The following is a 16653-nucleotide window of genomic DNA, read 5'->3' as shown; positions in this document are numbered from 1 at the left end:
ATATTGTTCACCGAGGACAAACCCTCCAACGTTGCCCGGGCAGTTGTGAACTTTGCCCGGGCACAGCTGGCGGGACAGGCGAAGGGGTGCGCATGACGGGGAGCACACGGGAGCCCGACCTCGGGCCGGGCCGGGCGGCGGCCCAGGCGGCCGAGCTGGCGCTCGACGGCGAGACGGCCGCGGCGCTGCGCACCTACCTGCCCGAGGTCTCCGAGACCGTCGTCGCCGCGATCATCAACGAGGTGCCGGCGTACAGCCAGCCCTTCCAGGGGCGGATGGGGCGGGTCATCGAGCAGGCCGTGCACACCTCTCTCGACTCCTTCCTCGACGCGGCGGCCCGCGACGCTCCGCCGCAGGACGGCGAGGAGACGGCGATCGGTGTCGGGGTCCAGGCCGCGCGCGACCTCGGCCGGGTGGAGGCCCGCGCGGGCCGCCCCGTCGACGCGCTGCTCTCCGCCTACCGCGTCGGCGCCCGGGTGTCGTGGCGCGAGATCTCCCGGCTCGCCGTGGCGCGCGGGGTCGACTCGGGCACGCTCGGCCGCTTCGCCGAGGTCGTCTTCACGTACATCGACGAGCTGTCCGCGGCGAGCGTCGCCGGGCACAACGCCGAGACCCAGAGCAGCGAGCGGGCCCGGATGGTCCATCTCGACCGGCTCGTCCGCGCCCTGCTCGCCGGGGCGAGCGAGCCCGAGCTCGTCGACGCCGCCGAGACCGCGCGCTGGACCCCACCTCGGACCCTCACCGCCGTCCTCGTCCGGGACGACCGGCTGCTCAACACCGCCGCGATGCTCGACCCGCGCACGCTCACCCTCGTCGAGGACCTGCCGGCCGGTGCGATCACTCCGCCGGACGGGATCGCGCTGCTGCTCGTGCCCGACGTCGGCGGAGCGGCACGGGCCACCCTGCTCGAGGTGCTCGCCGGGCGCGAGGCGGTCGTCGGCCCGGCCCGCCCGTGGCAGCGGGCGCGACGCTCGTATGCCCGCGCGCTGCGCGGGTGGGCGCTGCCCCGCACCGAGGACGTGCTCGACACCGACCGGCACCTGCCCCAGATCGTGCTGGCCGCCGACCGGTCGGCCATGGCCGACCTGCGGGAGGCGACGCTCGCCCCCTTCGCGGAGCTGCCGGAGGCGACCGCCGAGCGGCTCTCCGAGACCCTGCGCGCGTGGCTGCTGCTCCAGGGGCGGCGCGAGCTCGTCGCCGAGGCGCTGCACGTCCATCCGCAGACCGTGCGCTACCGGATGGGGCAGATCCGCGAGCTCTTCGGGGAGCGGCTGCAGGACCCGGATGAGGTACTCGCCATCCTCATCGCACTGTCAGGGCCTCGCTGAAGCTCTCGACGGCGGGGGCGACGTCACGGGCCGGAGCGGTGAGCCGGTGCGTCCCGGCAACGTCAGCGACGGCGACGCCAGATGCCTTGTCGCCCAACGCTGCTCGCACGTCGTCACCCGTCCCGAAGGGGTCCCCGACCCCCTGGACGACGGCCACCGGCAGGCCGGCCTCGACGGGGACGAGCAGCTCGTGGACCCGGCTCTTCGACGCGTCCTTGCCCGGCGGCACGAGCGGGAAGGACAGCGCCAGCACAGCATCGGCGCCGACCTCGCCGCACGTCCGGCAGGCGACCCGGGCGCCCGCGCTGCGGCCCCCGACGACGAGGGGGCGCGGCAGCGCCCAGCGACCCTTGGTCAGTGACGCCAGGATCGGCACCCAGGCCGCGTCGAGGCGTGGGGGCGGCGAGGCGACCTTCTTGCCCGCCACCCGCCACGGCATCTCGACGAGGGCGACGGTCCACCCCTTCGCCGTCATGGTGTCGGTGATCGCGACGAGGTCCGGGGCGTCGATCCCGCCGCCGGCGCCGTGCGTCAGCACGAGCGACCCGGCCGACCCCCGCGGCGACAGGTGCACCCAGGCCGGACCCTCCGGGGTCTCGATCTCCTTGCGCCGCAGGCTCAACCGCCGATCACCTCACCCGTCTCCGGGTCGACGACGCCGACCAGATCCTCGACCGGGACCGGCTCGACGAGGCCCGGACCGTTGCTCGCCGACCCGTTGACCGCGGTCGAGACCGGGTACGCCGCGAACCGGCCCGGCCGCGCGAACTCGAGCATCTCCTGCACGTGCCCCGGGTCAGTGAGGTCCGGGTCGAGCCAGTCCGTCCACCGATCCTCGTCGAGGATCAGCGGCTGGCGGTCGTGGATCCGGTCCATGCCGGGGTCCGCCGCCGTCGTCACGATGGCGAAGGTCGTCAGCCAGGCCGCGGGGTCGTCACCGTCGGCGACAGCCGGGTCCCGCCAGAACTCGTACAGCCCGGCGAAGGCGAGCGGCGCCTCGTCGCCCCGGTGGATGAAGAAGGGCTGCTTGCGCGGCTTGCCCTTGCTGTCCTGGGCGACCGGCGAGCGCTGCCACTCGTACCAGCCGTCGGCCGGTACGAGGCACCGTCGGGTCGCCGCAGCCTTGGCGAAGGCCGGCTTGTCGAGGACCGTCTCCGCGCGGGCGTTGATCATCCGGATGCCGACACCGGGGTCCTTCGCCCAGCTCGGGACGAGGCCCCAGGTGAGCAGGCGCAGCTGCCGGGCCGGGTCGGCGGGGGCTGTGCCAGCGGCACCTTCGTCCGCAGAGGCGACGTCCTCCCCCTTCGGCCGGCGGGTGAGCACGACCGGTGCCTGCTTCGTCGGCGCCATGTTCCAGTCCGGGCTGCCGGCCGGCGGGTCCTGCGGCTTCTTGAGGATCGAGCGCGACGGCTCGCCCGTCCGGTCGAGGTCGACGTCGAGCTCCTCGATGATCTCCTGCATGTCGGCCGAGGCCGCGTAGCGCCCGCACATGCCCGCCACCCTACGACCGCGAGCGGTGGCGGCGGCCGGCGCGAGGGGGCGGGCCTATCTGACGCGCCGGCCGTGCGCCAGCTGCATAGGGATGTGGACTCCCCGGCCACGGGCCCGCGCGGACGAACTACGGTAGGACGGGCGTGGAGGGTGACCCCTCCGCCCGACAGTCCACGACTGAGGAGAGAGAAGATCATGATCGTCCGACGTCTCGCCCGCCCCCTGCTCTCGGCCATCTTCATCAGCGGTGGCATCGCCGCGATCCGCCACCCCGAGGGTCACAAGCCGCTCGCCGACCGCGCCAAGCCCTACCTCGAGAAGGTCGGTGTCCCGACCGATGACATGGAGACCGTCATCCGCGCCAACGGCGCCGCGATGGTCGCCGGCGGCGCCATGCTCGCGACCGGCAAGCTCCCCCGCCTCTCCAGCCTCGGTCTGCTCGCCTCCCTCGTCCCGACGACGCTGACGCACGACTTCTGGAACCTCAGCGACCCGGGCGAGAAGCAGGCCCAGCAGGTCCAGTTCTTCAAGAACCTCAGCCTCATGGGCGGCCTGCTCCTCGCCTCGGTCGACACCGCCGGCAAGCCGGGCCTGTCCTATCGCGCCGGCATGGCCGCGGACTCGGTCGGCCGCACCGCCCACACCGCCAAGCTCGAGGCCAAGCTGGCCGCAGCCAACGCGAAGAACGCCCTCCCCATCTGAAGGACCCATGCCTCACCCTGACTGGTCGGCACCGGCGAGCCCCGGTCCCCTCGACGCGTCCGTCACGCTCCCCGGCAGCAAGTCGCTGACCAACCGCTACCTCGTCCTCGCGGCGCTGGCCAGCGGCCACTCCCGACTGCGCTCCCCCCTTCGCTCCCGGGACACCGAGCTCATGGCGCAGGCCCTGCGCTCGCTCGGCACAGGCGTCGAGGACGCCACCGCGGCGAAGGGGGCGGCCTCCCCCGACTGGATCGTCACCCCCGCGACCCTGCGGGGCGGCGGCCAGGTCGACTGCGGGCTCGCCGGGACCGTCATGCGCTTCGTGCCCCCGGTCGCGGCCCTCTGCCGCGGCCCGGTCGCCTTCGACGGCGACGAGCAGGCCCGAGTGCGGCCGATGGCCGCGATCCTCGACGCCCTCCGGGCCCTGGGGGTCCGGGTCGAGGACGAGGGCCGGGGCAGCCTCCCCTTCGTCATCGAGGGCGAAGGGGGTGTGCGCGGCGGCCGCGTCGTCATGGACGCCTCAGCCAGCTCGCAGTACGTCTCGGCGCTGCTCCTCGCGGGGGCACGCTTCGAGGAGGGCGTGACCGTCGTTCACGACGGCAAGCCCGTCCCCTCGCTGCCCCACATCGACATGACCGTCGAGGCGCTGCGGGACGCCGGCGCGGTCGTCGACGACTCCGAGCCGCACACCTGGCGGGTCGAGCCGGGCGAGCTGCTGCCGCTGGACGTCACCGTCGAGCCCGACCTCTCCAACGCCGGGCCCTTCCTCGCCGCCGCGCTCGTCTGCGGGGGCTCGGTCCACGTCCCGGCGTGGCCCGGCCACACGACGCAGGCCGGCGACCGGATGCGGGAGATCCTCGAGCTCATGGGTGGCACCGTGACGCTCGACCCCACCGGGCTGACCGTCACCGGCGACGGGCGGGTCTCCCCCATCGACATCGACCTCCATGACGAGGCGGAGCTCACCCCCGTCGTCGCCGCCCTCGCCGCGCTCGCCGACGGGCCCTCGTGGATCCGAGGGGTCGCCCACATCCGCGGGCACGAGACCGACCGGATCACCGCGCTGCGCACCGAGCTCGACGGCTTCGGAGTCGAGGTCGACGAGCTCGACGACGGCCTGGCGATCCGACCCCGGGCCGGCTCCCCCCTTCGCCCCCACGCGATGCGGACCTACGCCGACCACCGGATGGTCATGGCCGGCGCCGTCCTCGCGCTGCGCGCGCCCGGCACCCTCGTCACCGACGCGGGCACCGTCGCCAAGACGCTGCCGACCTTCACCACGCTGTGGTCGGACATGCTCGGGCAGCACTGATGGCCCGGCGCGGCAAGGACTTCGACGAGAGCGACGTCCGCGTCCGCCCCAACCGGCGGGGCTCCCGGCCGCGCACCAAGGACCGCCCCGCGCATGCCGACGCCGTCATCGGCATGGTGACCGGGGTCGACCGCGGCCGCCGCACCACCCTCGTTCCCGCCGACGACGCCGGACCCGAGCGGGTCGTCGTCGCGATGCGCGCCCGCGAGCTCGGCCGCTCCTCGATCGTCGTCGGCGACCGCGTCGCGATGGTCGGCGACACCTCCGGCACGCCCGACACGCTCGCCCGGATCGTGCGGATCGAGGACCGCGACACCGTGCTGCGGCGCACCGCCGACGACACCGACCCCGTCGAGCGCGTCATCGTCGCCAACGCCGACCAGCTCGTCGTCGTCGCCGCGCTCGCCAACCCCGAGCCGCGACCGCGTCTCATCGACCGCTGCCTCGTCGCCGCCTACGACGCCGGCATGGACCCGCTGCTCGTGCTCACGAAGTCCGACCTCGCGAGCGCGGAGGACTTCCTCGCGCAGTACGCCCCGCTCGACGTGCCGCACGTCGTCACCGCCGTGCTCGAGCCGGGCAGCGACGGGCTGGCCCAGCTGCGTGAGCGGCTCGCGGGGCGGGTGTCGGTGCTCGTCGGGCACTCCGGCGTCGGCAAGTCCACGCTCGTCAACGCACTCGTCCCCGGCACCGACCGCGCCACCGGCCACGTCAACGACGTCACCGGCCGCGGGCGGCACACCTCGACCTCCGCCGTCGGGCTGCGGCTACCCCCCGCCCCCGACTCCCCCTTCGCACGAGCCAAGGCTCCTACCGACGAACGGCCCGGCTGGATCATCGACACACCGGGCATCCGGTCCTTCGGGCTGGCGCACGTCGAGCCCGACCAGATCATCGAGCACTTCCCCGAGCTGGCCGAGGGTGCCGAGGAGGGCTGCCCGCGCGGGTGCACCCACGACGAGCCGGAGTGCGCCCTCGACGCATGGGTGGCCGACGGGCGTGCCGGGATCGGTGGCGAGCAGCGGCTCGACTCCTTCCGCCGGCTGCTGCGGGCCCGCACCCCCGAGACCGGGGACTGACCGGCCGACGCGGTCCGCGTCGGATACGTTGACCGCCATGGATCCCAGCGACTACGCCGACGACCTGCGGCTGGCCCACGTCCTCGCCGACCAGGTCGAGCGGATCACGATGGACCGCTTCCGCTCGAGCGACCTCGTCGTCGAGTCCAAGCCCGACCTCACCCCGGTGACCGAGGCCGACCGCGACTGCGAGTCCGCGATCCGCTCCCAGCTCGCCCGCGCGCGCAGCCGTGACGCCGTCATCGGTGAGGAGTTCGAGCCGACGGGGCACAGCCAGCGCCAGTGGATCATCGACCCGATCGACGGCACGAAGAACTACGTCCGCGGCGTCCCCGTCTGGGCCACCCTCATCGGGCTCGTCGAGGACGGCGAGTGCGTCATGGGTCTCGTCGCCGCGCCGGCACTTGGCCGCCGGTGGTGGGCGGCGAAGGGGGGCGGCGCCTGGACCGGGCGCTCGCTGTCCAAGGCCGAGCAGATCAACGTCTCGAAGGTCGGCCGGGTCGAGGACTCGTCCTTCTCCTACTCCTCGATCGACGGGTGGCGGCAGGAGGGGCGCGGCATGTCCTTCCTCCGGCTCACCTCGGAGGTGTGGCGGACGAGGGCATACGGCGACTTCTGGTCCTACATGCTCGTCGCCGAGGGTGCGGTCGACGCCGCGGCCGAGCCCGAGCTCGCCGTCTACGACATGGCGGCGCTCGTCGCGATCGTCACCGAGGCCGGGGGGCGTTTCACCTCGCTCGAGGGCGAGACCGGCCCGTGGGGCGGCAACGCGCTCGCGTCGAACGGACTGCTCCACGACGCCTATCTCGAGCGCCTCGCGCGAGATGCCGGCTGAGCCCACGACGGGGGCCCGAGCCGCCACACCGACACGGCTGGGGTGACCTCTGTGCACAGATCGCTGTCCTGGGGTCGGAGGCACCTATATCCGGTGCCCGTGACTGCCTGACAGCGACTTGGGCACAGGCTCATCGCCGACGACGCCGCTGCCGAGCTCGATCCGCCGGCTCGCGGAGGTGCTCACCCGTGCGCAGGATCGCCAGGAGCTCCGACCGGGTCGTCGGCCAGGCCTCCTCGACATCCTCGTGCGTCAGCCGGGTCGTCAGGTAGCCGAGGAGCCGCGCGCCCTTGTCCCGCCGGCGGTCGCGTGTGTATGCCTGCTTGTCGGTGTGGTGCTTGCGGCTGTCGCACTCGATGATCCAGCTCCGGCCCACCCTCAGGTCGACGCGGCCCACCCCGTCGATGACGACCTGCGGCTCGACCTCAACCCCCTTGAGGGCAAAGAGCAGCCGTACCCGGCTCTCGGTCCCCGACTCTGCACGACCATCGACCCGGGCGAGCACCCGCGCCACGCGGCGCGGCGCCCCCCGTCGGAGCGCGGCGACATCCGCCTCATGCACCTTCTCCAGGTGCACGGCCGAGTCGGCCAGGATCGCGACCTCGACCGGGGACAGGCACCGCAGGGCGTGCCGGAGCAGCAGCCCTGGTGATGCGACGGGGTCTTCCTCGACCCACCGGTCTTCCCAGCCATGGGCCAGCAAGCCACCGGACAGCCGCGGTGTCCGAGGTCGGTAGGCGTGGATGCGTGAGCTCCTGGGGGTCCACAGACCGTGATGACGCGCAGCCGTCGCGCACGTGGGTCGGCATCCTGCCCGAAGGGGCAGGACCACTGCGTCGGACTCGTCGGGCGTGACCAGCCACCGACCTGCTCGCACGATCCGCCCGGCCGACACCAAGCTCTCGATGTCACGACGGCTGTGCTCCTCGCGGAGCTGGCTGTGGGAGTAGATGACCATGCCGACGACCCTGTCGGTGTCGGCCCGCCCGGGCCGGGGTGGGTAAGACGCTGTGGACAGCGCGCCGCCAGCCGCAAGTCATGTGCACATGCCGCTGTCTGGAGGTCATCGGCACCTATATCCGGTGGCGATGACCTCAGGACAGCGGACTCTGCTCGCCGGCTGGAAACGAGGGCTCAGGCGGGGACGACGGTGACCGGCCCGAGCCCGAGCGCCTCGACCTCGTCGCGGTAGCTGGCAGCGTCCCCGACAACGACGATCGTCCACTCCCGACCGACGTGCTCGCGCCAGGCGGCGTCGAGATCGGCCGGGGTGAGCCGGCGCATCGCGGCGACGGTGTCGGAGGTGAAGGTCAGCGGGAGACCGTCGGCGGCGAGGTGCGTCAGCTCGTCGGCGAGGGCGTCGGCGGTGTCGTAGCGCCCCGGCGCGGTGAGCGTCACGAAGTCGACCCCGGCCCGCGTCTCGTCCTCGCTCACGCCGTCGCCGACACCCCGGAGGATCTCGTCGAGGAGGCGCAGGGAGTCGACGGTCGCGTCAGCGCGCACGGAGCCGGTGACGAGGAAGGTCCCGCCGACCTGGCGCGGGCGGAAGCCGCTGCGGATGCCGTAGGTGTAGCCCTTCTCCTCGCGGAGCACCGCGTCGATGCGGGCGTTGGGTGCGCCGCCGACGAGGTAGCCGAGGACGGGGAAGGCGGGCCACTCCGCCGCGCGCCGGTCGGGGCCGGAGGTCGCGACGACGAGCTCGGACTGGACCGAGCCCGGTCGGTCGACGAGGACGACCCGGGCGGCGTCGGCGGCGCGGGGTGCGGACTCGCGGGTCCACTCGCGCGCCAGGCCGTCGGTGACCCAGCTGCCGAGGGTGCGGTCGAGGAGCGCGTCGAGGTCGACGTCCGTGAGGTCGCCGGCGACGACGACGGTCCCGCCGTGCGGGTGGACGTGCTCGCGGTGGAAGCGGACGACGTCCTCACGGGTGATCGTGGCGACGGTCTGCGCCGACCCGGCGCCGGGTCGGCTGGCCCGGGTCTGCGGGTCGTAGTACGTCGCGGCGTACTCGCGCAGCGCACGGTGCGGGGCGGACGCGCGCTCCTGCTCGATGTCCTGGAGCCGCGTCCGGACGGCCCGGGCCACCTCGGCGTCGGCGAAGGCGGGCGTGCTGACGATCTCGGTCATCAGCTCGAGCGCCTCACCGAGCCAGCGCTGCGGCACGTCGAGGTCGACGCCGAAGGCGCCCTCGCTCATGCCGGCGCCGATCGCGATGCCGCGCCGCTCGAGCATCTCGGAGAGCTCGCGCTGGTCGTGCTGCTCGGTGCCCTCGTCGAGGAGCCGCGCCATGATCCAGGCGACGCCCTCCTTGTCGAGCGGCTCGGCACGCAGCGGCAGCGGCAGGGTGAGCCGCACGGAGATGACGTACTGGCCGGGGACGTCGAGGACGAGGGCGCGCAGGCCGTTGGGCAGGGTGCGCTCGGTGGGGGTCGGGAAGGTCCAGGCCTCGGCGGGCAGGACCTCGGGGCGAAGGGGTTGTGCCTGGGTGGTCATGCGGCGGCCTCCGTGCGCGCGGGGGCGCGGTAGGCGACGACGGCGCGGGACTCGGGGCGCAGCCAGCGCTCGGCGGCGGCCCGCACCTCTCGGCGGTGATCGAGGCGACGTCGTCGAGGAAGGTGTTGATGTAGCCGGGGTCGTCGTGGAGCAGGGTGTAGTGGCTGATGACGTCGGCGCGCTCGTCCTTGGCGGCGAGCGCGGAGAGCCAGGCTCGCTCGGTCTGGGCGAGCACGGCGGCCATCTCGGCCTCGCTCGGCCCGTCGGCGGCGAGCGTGCGCAGGGCGGCGCAGACCGTCTCCTCGACGGCATCCATCGAGGCGCCGTCGGCGATGTCGGCGACGATGAGCCCGAGGCTCACGCCGTCGACGAAGCCCATCGCGGTGGCCTCGACGTGGTTGGCGCTGCCCTCGGTCCGGACGAGCTGCTGCTCGAGCGGGGAGAAGCTCAGCCCGGCGAGACAGTCGAGCGCGATGGAGCAGGCGAGGAACTCGCGGCGACCCTGCGCCGACTCACCGGGGAGTCGGAATGCCATGTGCAGCCGGTCGTTCGGCACCTCGGCCTCGGTGATGTCCACCCGCTCGGGAGCGTCGAGCGGCGCGAGCTGCTCGAGGTTGGCGCGGCGCGGGGCCGCGTGGCTCTCGATCCAGCCGAGGTACTGCTCGGCGAGCGCGAAGCCGCGCTCGGGGGCGACGTCGCCGCACAGCGTGAGGACCGTGTTGTCGGGCGCGTAGTGCTCGCGGAAGAAGGCGTGGACGTCCTCGAGCGAGGCAGCGTCGAGATCCTCCATCGACCCGATCGTCGGGTGATGGTACGGGTGCCCGTCGGGGAAGACCGTCGCGTAGACGGTGGCGAGCGCCTGGCCGTACGGCTGGTTGTCGTAGCGCTGGCGCTTCTCCTCCTTGACGACGTCGCGCTGGTTGTCGAGGTTCTCCTGGGTCACCGCGTCGAGGAGCGCGGCGTGCCGGTCGGACTCGAGCCACAGGGCGAGCTCGAGCGCGCCGGTCGGGACGGTCTCGAAGTAGTTCGTCCGGTCGAACCAGGTGGTCGCGTTGAGCCGCCCGCCGACGCCCATGAGCGCCTGGAAGTGCTCGCCCTCGGCGACCTGCGCGCTCCCCTGGAACATCAGGTGCTCGAAGAGGTGCGCGAAGCCGGTCTTGCCGGGCGCCTCGTGGCGGCTGCCGACGCCGACCCAGAGGTTGACGGTGACGGTCGGGCTGGTGTGGTCAGGCTGGACGACGACGCGCAGGCCGTTCGCCAGGGTCCTCGTCTCGATGGGGAAGTCCAACGGCATTGGGCCACCCTATGTCGCCGCCCCGGCGGAGCCGCCCGACCCCACGATCAGGCGGCCGGCTCCCCTTCGCCCCGGACCACCCCTTCGTCCGACGGACCGGTCGGCAGGGCCGGGTACGCGATCTCGTGCCCGAGGTCGTCGATCGCGTTGCGCGCGAAGATCTGCTGCACCGTCGTGACCCGCTCGCCGCGGCTGTCGCCGATGAAGGTGATCATCCACTTGAGCAGCGTCGACACCCGCGCCTTGAAGCCCACCATCGCCATGAGGTGCACGACGAGCCACGCGAGCCAGGCGATGAACCCGGAGAAGTTGACCTTGCCGATCGACGCGACGGCCGAGTACTTGGAGATCGTCGCCATCGACCCCTTGTCGCGATAGACGAAGGGGGGTGCTGCCGGCTTGCCGTCGAGCCGGCGCTCGATCTGGTCGGCCGCGTAGCGGCCACCCTGGATCGCCAGCTGGGCGACGCCCGGGTAGCCCCTGAGGTTGATCATGTCGCCGACGACGAAGATCTCCGGGTGGCCGGGGAGGGTGAGGTCGTCCTCGACGTGGACGCGACCGGCCCGGTCGACCTCCGCGCCGGTCTGCTCGGCGACCATCCGGCCGAGCGGCGACCCGCTGACGCCCGCGGCCCACACCTTCGTCGTCGCGTCGATGCGGCGGGTGGACCCGTCGGCGTCCTCGATGTCGATGCCCGTCTCGTCGAGGCCCACGACCTTGGCCCCGAGCTGGACCTCGATCCCGCGCTTCTCCAGGCTCGCCTTGGACTTGCCGGAGAGCCGGTCGCCGAAGGTCGCGAGGACCTTCGGCGCAGCGTCGACGAGGACGACCCGCGCGTCAGAGGGGTTGATCGTCCGGAACTCGTTCTTGAGCGTGCGCTGCGACAGCTCGGCGATCTGGCCGGCCATCTCCACGCCCGTCGGGCCCGCGCCGACGACGACGAAGGTCAGCAGCCGCTCCCGCTCCGCCGGGTCCTCGGCAAGCTCGGCCAGCTCGAACGCCCCGAAGATCCGCCCGCGCAGCTCCAGCGCGTCGTCGATGTTCTTCATCCCCGGCGCGTGCCGCGCGTACTGGTCGTTGCCGAAGTACGACTGCCCGGCGCCGGCCGCGAGGATCAGCGAGTCGTACTCCGTGCTTGTCGTGCGGCCGACCGCACGGTGGTGGACGACGCGCTGGTCCACGTCGATGTGCTCGACCTCGCCGAAGAGGACCTGCACGTTGTCCTGGTCGGCGAGGATGTCGCGCGTCGTCGGCGCGATGTCGCCCTCGGAGAGGATCCCGGTGGCCACCTGGTAGAGCAGCGGCTGGAAGAGGTGGTGCGTCGTCCGCGAGATGAGGGTGACGTCGACGTCCGCCCGGCGCAGGGCCTTCGCCGCGAAGAGCCCCCCGAAGCCGGAGCCGATGACGACGACGCGATGACGGGCGGGGGCGGCAGCTGATGAGGTCACCCTCACCATTGTGCCCGAAGACGGCGAAGGGGTACGGCGTCGCGTCGTCGCGGGCTGCGTCTCAGGGCGTCCGGGCGGGGCGCCGCCGGACCGCCGTCGCCGGGGTTCGGAACGGCGGTGTCGAGATCCACAGGAGGCACACAAGCAGCACACATGGGCTCCATGAGGAGCGCAGTCAATGTGGCTGCATCGAGTCCTGAAGCAGGGCCGCGAGCTGGCCGCCCAAGAGGAGGGCACCGTCACCTGGTAGGCGTTCCGGCTCGACGACACGACCTACGGCATCTTCGACACCTTCGAGAGCGAGGAGGGTCGCCAGGCGCACGTGAACGGCCAGATCCCGGCGGCACTCCAGGAGGTTGGCCCCGATCTTTTGGCCGCCGACCCCGACATCAAGCCGATCGACATCCTCGCGGTCAAGTATAAGCGAGTGCGAAGGGCACGTTCTGGAACGTGCCCTTCGACTGACTTCGCACACCTGTCCTTCGACAACGACTGTCAGGAGGAACGGGAATGCGAGTACAAGCCTGAGACCTCGCGGCCCGCGAGGAGAAGCTCGAAGCGCTTCAGAAGAAGCTCAGCGACTCCGTCGGCGCGCTGGTGACCGGGGAGGCTGGAAGCGTGCGCTGGGGTTCGCCGCGAAGTTCCGCGGTCGCAGCTTTGGGAACACGATGCTGATGCGGTTCATGCATCGACTCGACTCGAGTCGAGGCTGAGGCGAGCGCGCGAATCGCTTCCATTCTCCATGCACTGTCAGGGGTTTTGTCAGGGCTCGGAGCCGGTAAGGCATGACGTAGGGCCCCTGACTCAGCGATTCCGCTAGTCAGGGGCCCTACTTGGTAGCGGGGGCAGGATTTGAACCTGCGACCTCCGGGTTATGAGCCCGGCGAGCTACCGAACTGCTCCACCCCGCGTCGTTGCTCTGCCAACTTTACGTGAACGACCGGTGGCGACCAAATCGGGCTTCGGCTCGCTGGCGCTCGCACCTCAGCCGGCGGGACGAAGGGGTCATCCGCCTTCGCCGTCGGCCGGCTCCTCGCCGTCCGCTGCCGGCTCCTCGAGGGTCACCGACCCACCACCCGGCTGGTTGCGAGCAGCCTCGGTGAGCGCCTCGCGGAGCTCCTTCTGCGCCTGGCCGTAGGCCTCGAGGTCGCCCTCCTTGAGCGCCTCCTGGCCTTTGTCGTACGCGGCCTCCATGTCCGAGATCGCCTCGCGCAGCGCCCGCTCCTGGCCGGTGAGCGGCCCGGTCGGCTCCTGCGTCGGCGGACGTGTGCCACCGGTGCCCGACCCGACGCCGGCGTCCCCGCCGAAGAGCTCGTCGAGCGCCCCCTCGAGCGTGCGCGCCCACGCGTACCGGCCGCCGAAGGAGACGATGACGACCCGCATCGAGGGGTAGGAGTTGTCCGTCGTGCCCGCGAGATAGACCGGCTCGACGTGGAGGAAGCCGTCGCCGACGGGCAGCGTCATCTGGTTGCCGAGCAGCACGCGGCTCGAGCCGCGGTTGTTGTTGTTGAGGTAGTCGGTGAGGGTCTGGTCGGTGTCGGCACCCTTGACCGAGCTGCTCGCGATGTCGTTCTGCACCTGCCCGGGGCCGGGGACCGTCGTCGACCGCGGGACCGCGAGCATCCGCAGCTGGCCGTAGCCCTCGGCGGGCTCGCCGGCCTTCTCCCCCGCGTCGGCGTCGACGGCGAGGTAGCCCGCCATGACCTCGCGGTCGCCGTTGGGGATGTACGTCGAGGTGAGCGACCACGTCGGCGCGGTCTGCCCCGGCATCGCCATCGTGAGGTAGTACGGCGGCTGCGCGACCTTCTTGTCGGCGAGGACGGTCGGGTCGTTCGGCACCCGCCAGCGGTCCTGCCCGGCGCGGAAGTCACGGGCCGAGGTCACGTGGTAGTCGGCGAGGACCGCGCGCTGCATCCGGAAGAGGTCCTCCGGGTAGCGCAGGTGCTTCATCAGCTCGCCGCTGATCTCCGAGCGCGGGGTGATGAGATCGGGGAAGGCCTGGTCCCACGCCGCGACGACCGGATCCTCCTCGTCCCACTTGTAGAGAGTCACCGTGCCGTCGTACGCGTCGACCGTCGCCTTGACCGAGTTGCGCATGTAGTTGACCCGGTCGGCGTTGATCGCGGCACGGCGCTGCGTCTCGATCGAGGAGACGGTGCCCTCCTGGACGCCGGAGACGCTGAACCGGCTGCTGTACGGGTAGGTCCGCGAGGTCGTGTACCCGTCGACGACCCAGAGGATCCGTCCGTCGACGACGGTCGGGTACGGGTCGTGGTCGAGGGTCAGCCATGGGGCGACGCGGGCGACCCGCTCCCGCGGGGTCCGGTGCTCGAGCAACCGGGACTGCGGCCCGACGGCGTCGGAGAGGACGAACTTCACGTCCCGGTGGGTGATCGCGTAGGCGAGCTGGCGAAGGGGTGAGCCGATCGAGACGCCACCCTCACCCTCGTAGGTGTACCGGCTCTCGGTGCCGCCGGTCGGCTGGTCCACCTCACGGGGCGCCGCCCCGTCGGCCGCGCCGACGATGGAGAAGTGACGCATCCGCTCGCCGAAGTAGATGCGCGGCTCGTGCTCGGCGACCTGCTGCAGGTCGAACCACGCCGGCGTCCCTCCCGACGAGACCTCCGACCCCTTGGCCGCCACGAGACCGTAGCCGTGGGTGTAGACGGTGTGGTCGTTGACCCAGTCCCGCCGGTCGGCGGGCACCCGGGAGAGGTCGAGCTCGCGGGCACCGACGACCGTGTCGGTCGAGCGCCCGTCGATGTCGTAGCGGTCGACGTCGAGGTCGTCCGGGAAGGAGTAGTACGGCTGCTGCGCCTGGAGCTGCTTGAAGGTCGGGCCGGTGACGTTGGGGTCGAGCAGCCGGATGCCGGGGATCGTCCGGGCGTCCTCGCGCAGCTGGCCGGCGGAGATCTCGGAGACCGCGTCGTAGGGCTGCGGCTCGACCGCGGCGACGCCGTAGGCCTCGCGGGTGAAGTCGATGTTCTCCTGCAGGTAGGGCTGCTCGAGCGAGGACCGCGACGGCGTGACCTTGTAGGTCTCGACGAGCGCCGGGTAGATGTTGCCGACGATGAACGAGAGCCCGAGCAGGGTGGCGACCCCGATGACCGGCAGCCGCCAGCTGCGGGTGCGCACGGACGCGAGGAAGAGGCCGGCGCAGATCACGGCGGCGACGGCGAGGATGTACTTCACCGGGATGATCGCGTGCGCCGCGGTGTAGCCGATGCCCGTGAGGACCTCGGTCTCGTTGGTCGTCAGCGCGTGCGCGTCGAGGATGTAGGAGACGCCGCGCAGCAGCACGAGGACCGCCCCGATGATGCCGAGGTGGAGGAACGCGGCGCGGGTCGACGGCGCCCGTCCCGGGGGCTGCAGCCCGCCGTAGACGTAGTGCGCGAAGGCGGCGGCGATGAGGCACGCCACGGCGACGACGGTGAGGTAGCCGACGACGAAGGAGTACCAGGGCAGGTCGAAGAGGTAGTAGCCGACGTCGTTGCCGAAGTGCGGGTCCGTCGTGCCTGTCGCCTGGCCGTTGCGCCACAGGAGGAAGGGCTCCCACTGCGCGGCCGCGGCGAGCCCGCCCATGATCCCGAAGAGCGTCGGCAGCCCGATGGCCAGGTGCTTGCGGGCCGGGTCGATCACCTGGCGGTACTGGGCCAGGGCCCGCTCCCCCGGGCTGCTCGGCCACAGGGCCGGGCGGGTGCGGAAGGGGATGACCATGCTCGCGGCGAGCGGCACCGCGAGGAGCAGCGCACCGGCGACGAAGAGGAAGAGCTCGGTGCGGATCCGCACCCACCACTGCGAGCCGTAGCCGAGAGCGTCGAACCACAGCGCCTCGGTCCAGATGCTCGTCGCGACGAGGACCGCGATGATGATCCCGGCGAGGACGCCGAGGATGCGCAGGCCGCGGGTGCGGGTGCGGGACGCGTCGGGCTCTGGACGCGTTGCGTCCGTACGCCCCTCGTCCGGTGGCAGGTCTGAGCTCATCGACTACCTCGTCCTCGTCGCGGCCCCGGCGGCCGCGGCGGGGCCCAACCTACCTACCGAGCCTGGACGCGCGTGCGGCACCATGTCCTTCGTGCCGAACTCGACGCCCGACCAGCCCGCATCCCAGCCCGTGACAGAGCCCCTGGCCCGGTGCGCGCTGGAGACCGAGAAGCATGTCGCCGACCGCGGCTGGGACCAGGCGCCCCGCGTCTTCGCCCTCGTCGAGACCGCCGAGCTGCTCGCCGCCGAGCCCGGCCTGCGCGAGACGATGTCGGTGACCGATCTCGTGCCCGGCGCGATCACCGCGATCGAGCAGGAGGGCTACGCCCGGACGAGCAGCATCGAGAGCCTCCTCGGCCGCCTCGCCTGGCCCGACACCGTGCACGGCGCGGCGGTCGCCCTCGAGCGCGTCGTCGTCCCGCCGGGCGCCGAGCGCGACCTGCCCGAGGACCCCACCGAGGCCGCCGAGCAGCTCGCCCAGCACCCCGACCGCCAGGACGTGCGGCTCCTCGTCGCCGTGCACCGCGACGGCCGCGCCATCTGCCTGCTCCGTCAGCGCGCCCACGACAGCGACGACCGCGTCGCGATGGGTGAGGACATCGCCCCCGGCCTCGTCCACGCGCTCCGCTCGACCCTCGAGGCCTGAGCGACCACAACCGCCCGGGCAAGGTTCACGACCCCCCGGGC

General features: G+C 72.4%; 12 protein-coding genes, 1 tRNA gene and 1 pseudogene. 6 read left to right on the top strand and 8 right to left on the bottom strand.

Annotated features, from left to right (window positions below; all coding sequences use genetic code 11):
- Positions 1-92 precede the first annotated feature (92 nt).
- Entirely contained in the window at positions 93-1328 is a 1236-nt protein-coding gene (locus tag JNO54_RS06215) for a PucR family transcriptional regulator (RefSeq protein WP_204143112.1), read from the top strand.
- Here JNO54_RS06215 and JNO54_RS06210 read toward each other — a convergent pair.
- Complete coding sequence (locus JNO54_RS06210; protein WP_204143111.1) at positions 1303-1950, bottom strand: alpha/beta hydrolase family protein; 648 nt, start codon at positions 1948-1950, stop codon at positions 1303-1305. The two genes, JNO54_RS06215 and JNO54_RS06210, sit on opposite strands and share 26 nt — an antisense overlap.
- Positions 1947-2819: an SOS response-associated peptidase gene (locus JNO54_RS06205; RefSeq protein WP_204143110.1), complete on the bottom strand. Its 873-nt coding sequence runs from the start codon at positions 2817-2819 to the stop codon at positions 1947-1949. Before JNO54_RS06205 ends, JNO54_RS06210 begins: the two co-directional genes overlap by 4 nt.
- A gap of 195 nt (positions 2820-3014) precedes the next feature.
- On the opposite strand from JNO54_RS06205, the gene JNO54_RS06200 reads away from it, so the two are divergent.
- From JNO54_RS06200 to hisN, 4 genes are read left to right on the top strand one after another with little or no spacing between them, the layout of a single operon-like run.
- Positions 3015-3521, top strand: a complete 507-nt coding sequence (locus JNO54_RS06200; protein ID WP_204143109.1) for a DoxX family protein — start codon at positions 3015-3017, stop codon at positions 3519-3521.
- Between the two features lie 7 nt (positions 3522-3528).
- Positions 3529-4833: a 3-phosphoshikimate 1-carboxyvinyltransferase gene (aroA, locus tag JNO54_RS06195; protein WP_204143108.1), complete on the top strand. Its 1305-nt coding sequence runs from the start codon at positions 3529-3531 to the stop codon at positions 4831-4833.
- The gene (gene rsgA / locus JNO54_RS06190; RefSeq protein WP_204143107.1) at positions 4833-5912 is read left to right on the top strand and encodes a ribosome small subunit-dependent GTPase A; all 1080 of its coding nucleotides are present in this window, start codon (positions 4833-4835) and stop codon (positions 5910-5912) included. Before aroA ends, rsgA begins: the two co-directional genes overlap by 1 nt.
- Before the next feature lie 37 nt (positions 5913-5949).
- Positions 5950-6747: a histidinol-phosphatase gene (gene hisN, locus JNO54_RS06185; RefSeq protein WP_204143106.1), complete on the top strand. Its 798-nt coding sequence runs from the start codon at positions 5950-5952 to the stop codon at positions 6745-6747.
- Between the two features lie 130 nt (positions 6748-6877).
- Here hisN and JNO54_RS06180 read toward each other — a convergent pair whose 3' ends face one another.
- The 6 genes and pseudogenes from JNO54_RS06180 to JNO54_RS06155 all read right to left on the bottom strand — a co-directional run bounded on the left by JNO54_RS06180 (position 6878) and on the right by JNO54_RS06155 (position 15966).
- Positions 6878-7705, bottom strand: a complete 828-nt coding sequence (locus JNO54_RS06180) for a putative endonuclease domain-containing protein (RefSeq protein ID WP_204143105.1) — start codon at positions 7703-7705, stop codon at positions 6878-6880.
- A gap of 176 nt (positions 7706-7881) precedes the next feature.
- Positions 7882-9036 carry a M16 family metallopeptidase gene (locus tag JNO54_RS06175; protein WP_233703522.1) on the bottom strand — a complete coding sequence of 385 codons (1155 nt, stop codon included), beginning with the start codon at positions 9034-9036 and terminating at the stop codon, positions 7882-7884.
- Between the two features lie 487 nt (positions 9037-9523).
- A pseudogene (locus tag JNO54_RS06170) lies at positions 9524-10534 on the bottom strand (M16 family metallopeptidase); the annotation flags it as partial.
- A gap of 47 nt (positions 10535-10581) precedes the next feature.
- A complete protein-coding gene (locus tag JNO54_RS06165) occupies positions 10582-11982 on the bottom strand; it encodes an NAD(P)/FAD-dependent oxidoreductase (RefSeq protein WP_372430708.1) in 1401 nt (466 codons plus the stop codon).
- Between the two features lie 834 nt (positions 11983-12816).
- A tRNA-Met gene (locus JNO54_RS06160) sits at positions 12817-12893 on the bottom strand.
- 94 nt (positions 12894-12987) lie between these two features.
- On the bottom strand, positions 12988-15966 hold the full coding sequence (locus JNO54_RS06155) for a UPF0182 family membrane protein (protein ID WP_204143102.1): 2979 nt from the start codon (positions 15964-15966) through the stop codon (positions 12988-12990).
- Between the two features lie 82 nt (positions 15967-16048).
- Here JNO54_RS06155 and JNO54_RS06150 point away from each other — a divergent pair, with 82 nt between their 5' ends.
- Positions 16049-16612, top strand: coding sequence for a PPA1309 family protein (locus JNO54_RS06150; protein WP_204143101.1), 564 nt, complete (start codon positions 16049-16051; stop codon positions 16610-16612).
- The last annotated feature ends 41 nt before the right edge of the window (positions 16613-16653 follow it).

Origin of the sequence: Janibacter endophyticus (assembly GCF_016888335.1) — a bacterium.
GTDB classification, from domain to species: domain Bacteria; phylum Actinomycetota; class Actinomycetes; order Actinomycetales; family Dermatophilaceae; genus Marihabitans; species Marihabitans endophyticum.
The sequence above is the reverse complement of the archived record's forward strand: the minus strand, read 5'-3'. Positions and strand labels throughout refer to the sequence as shown.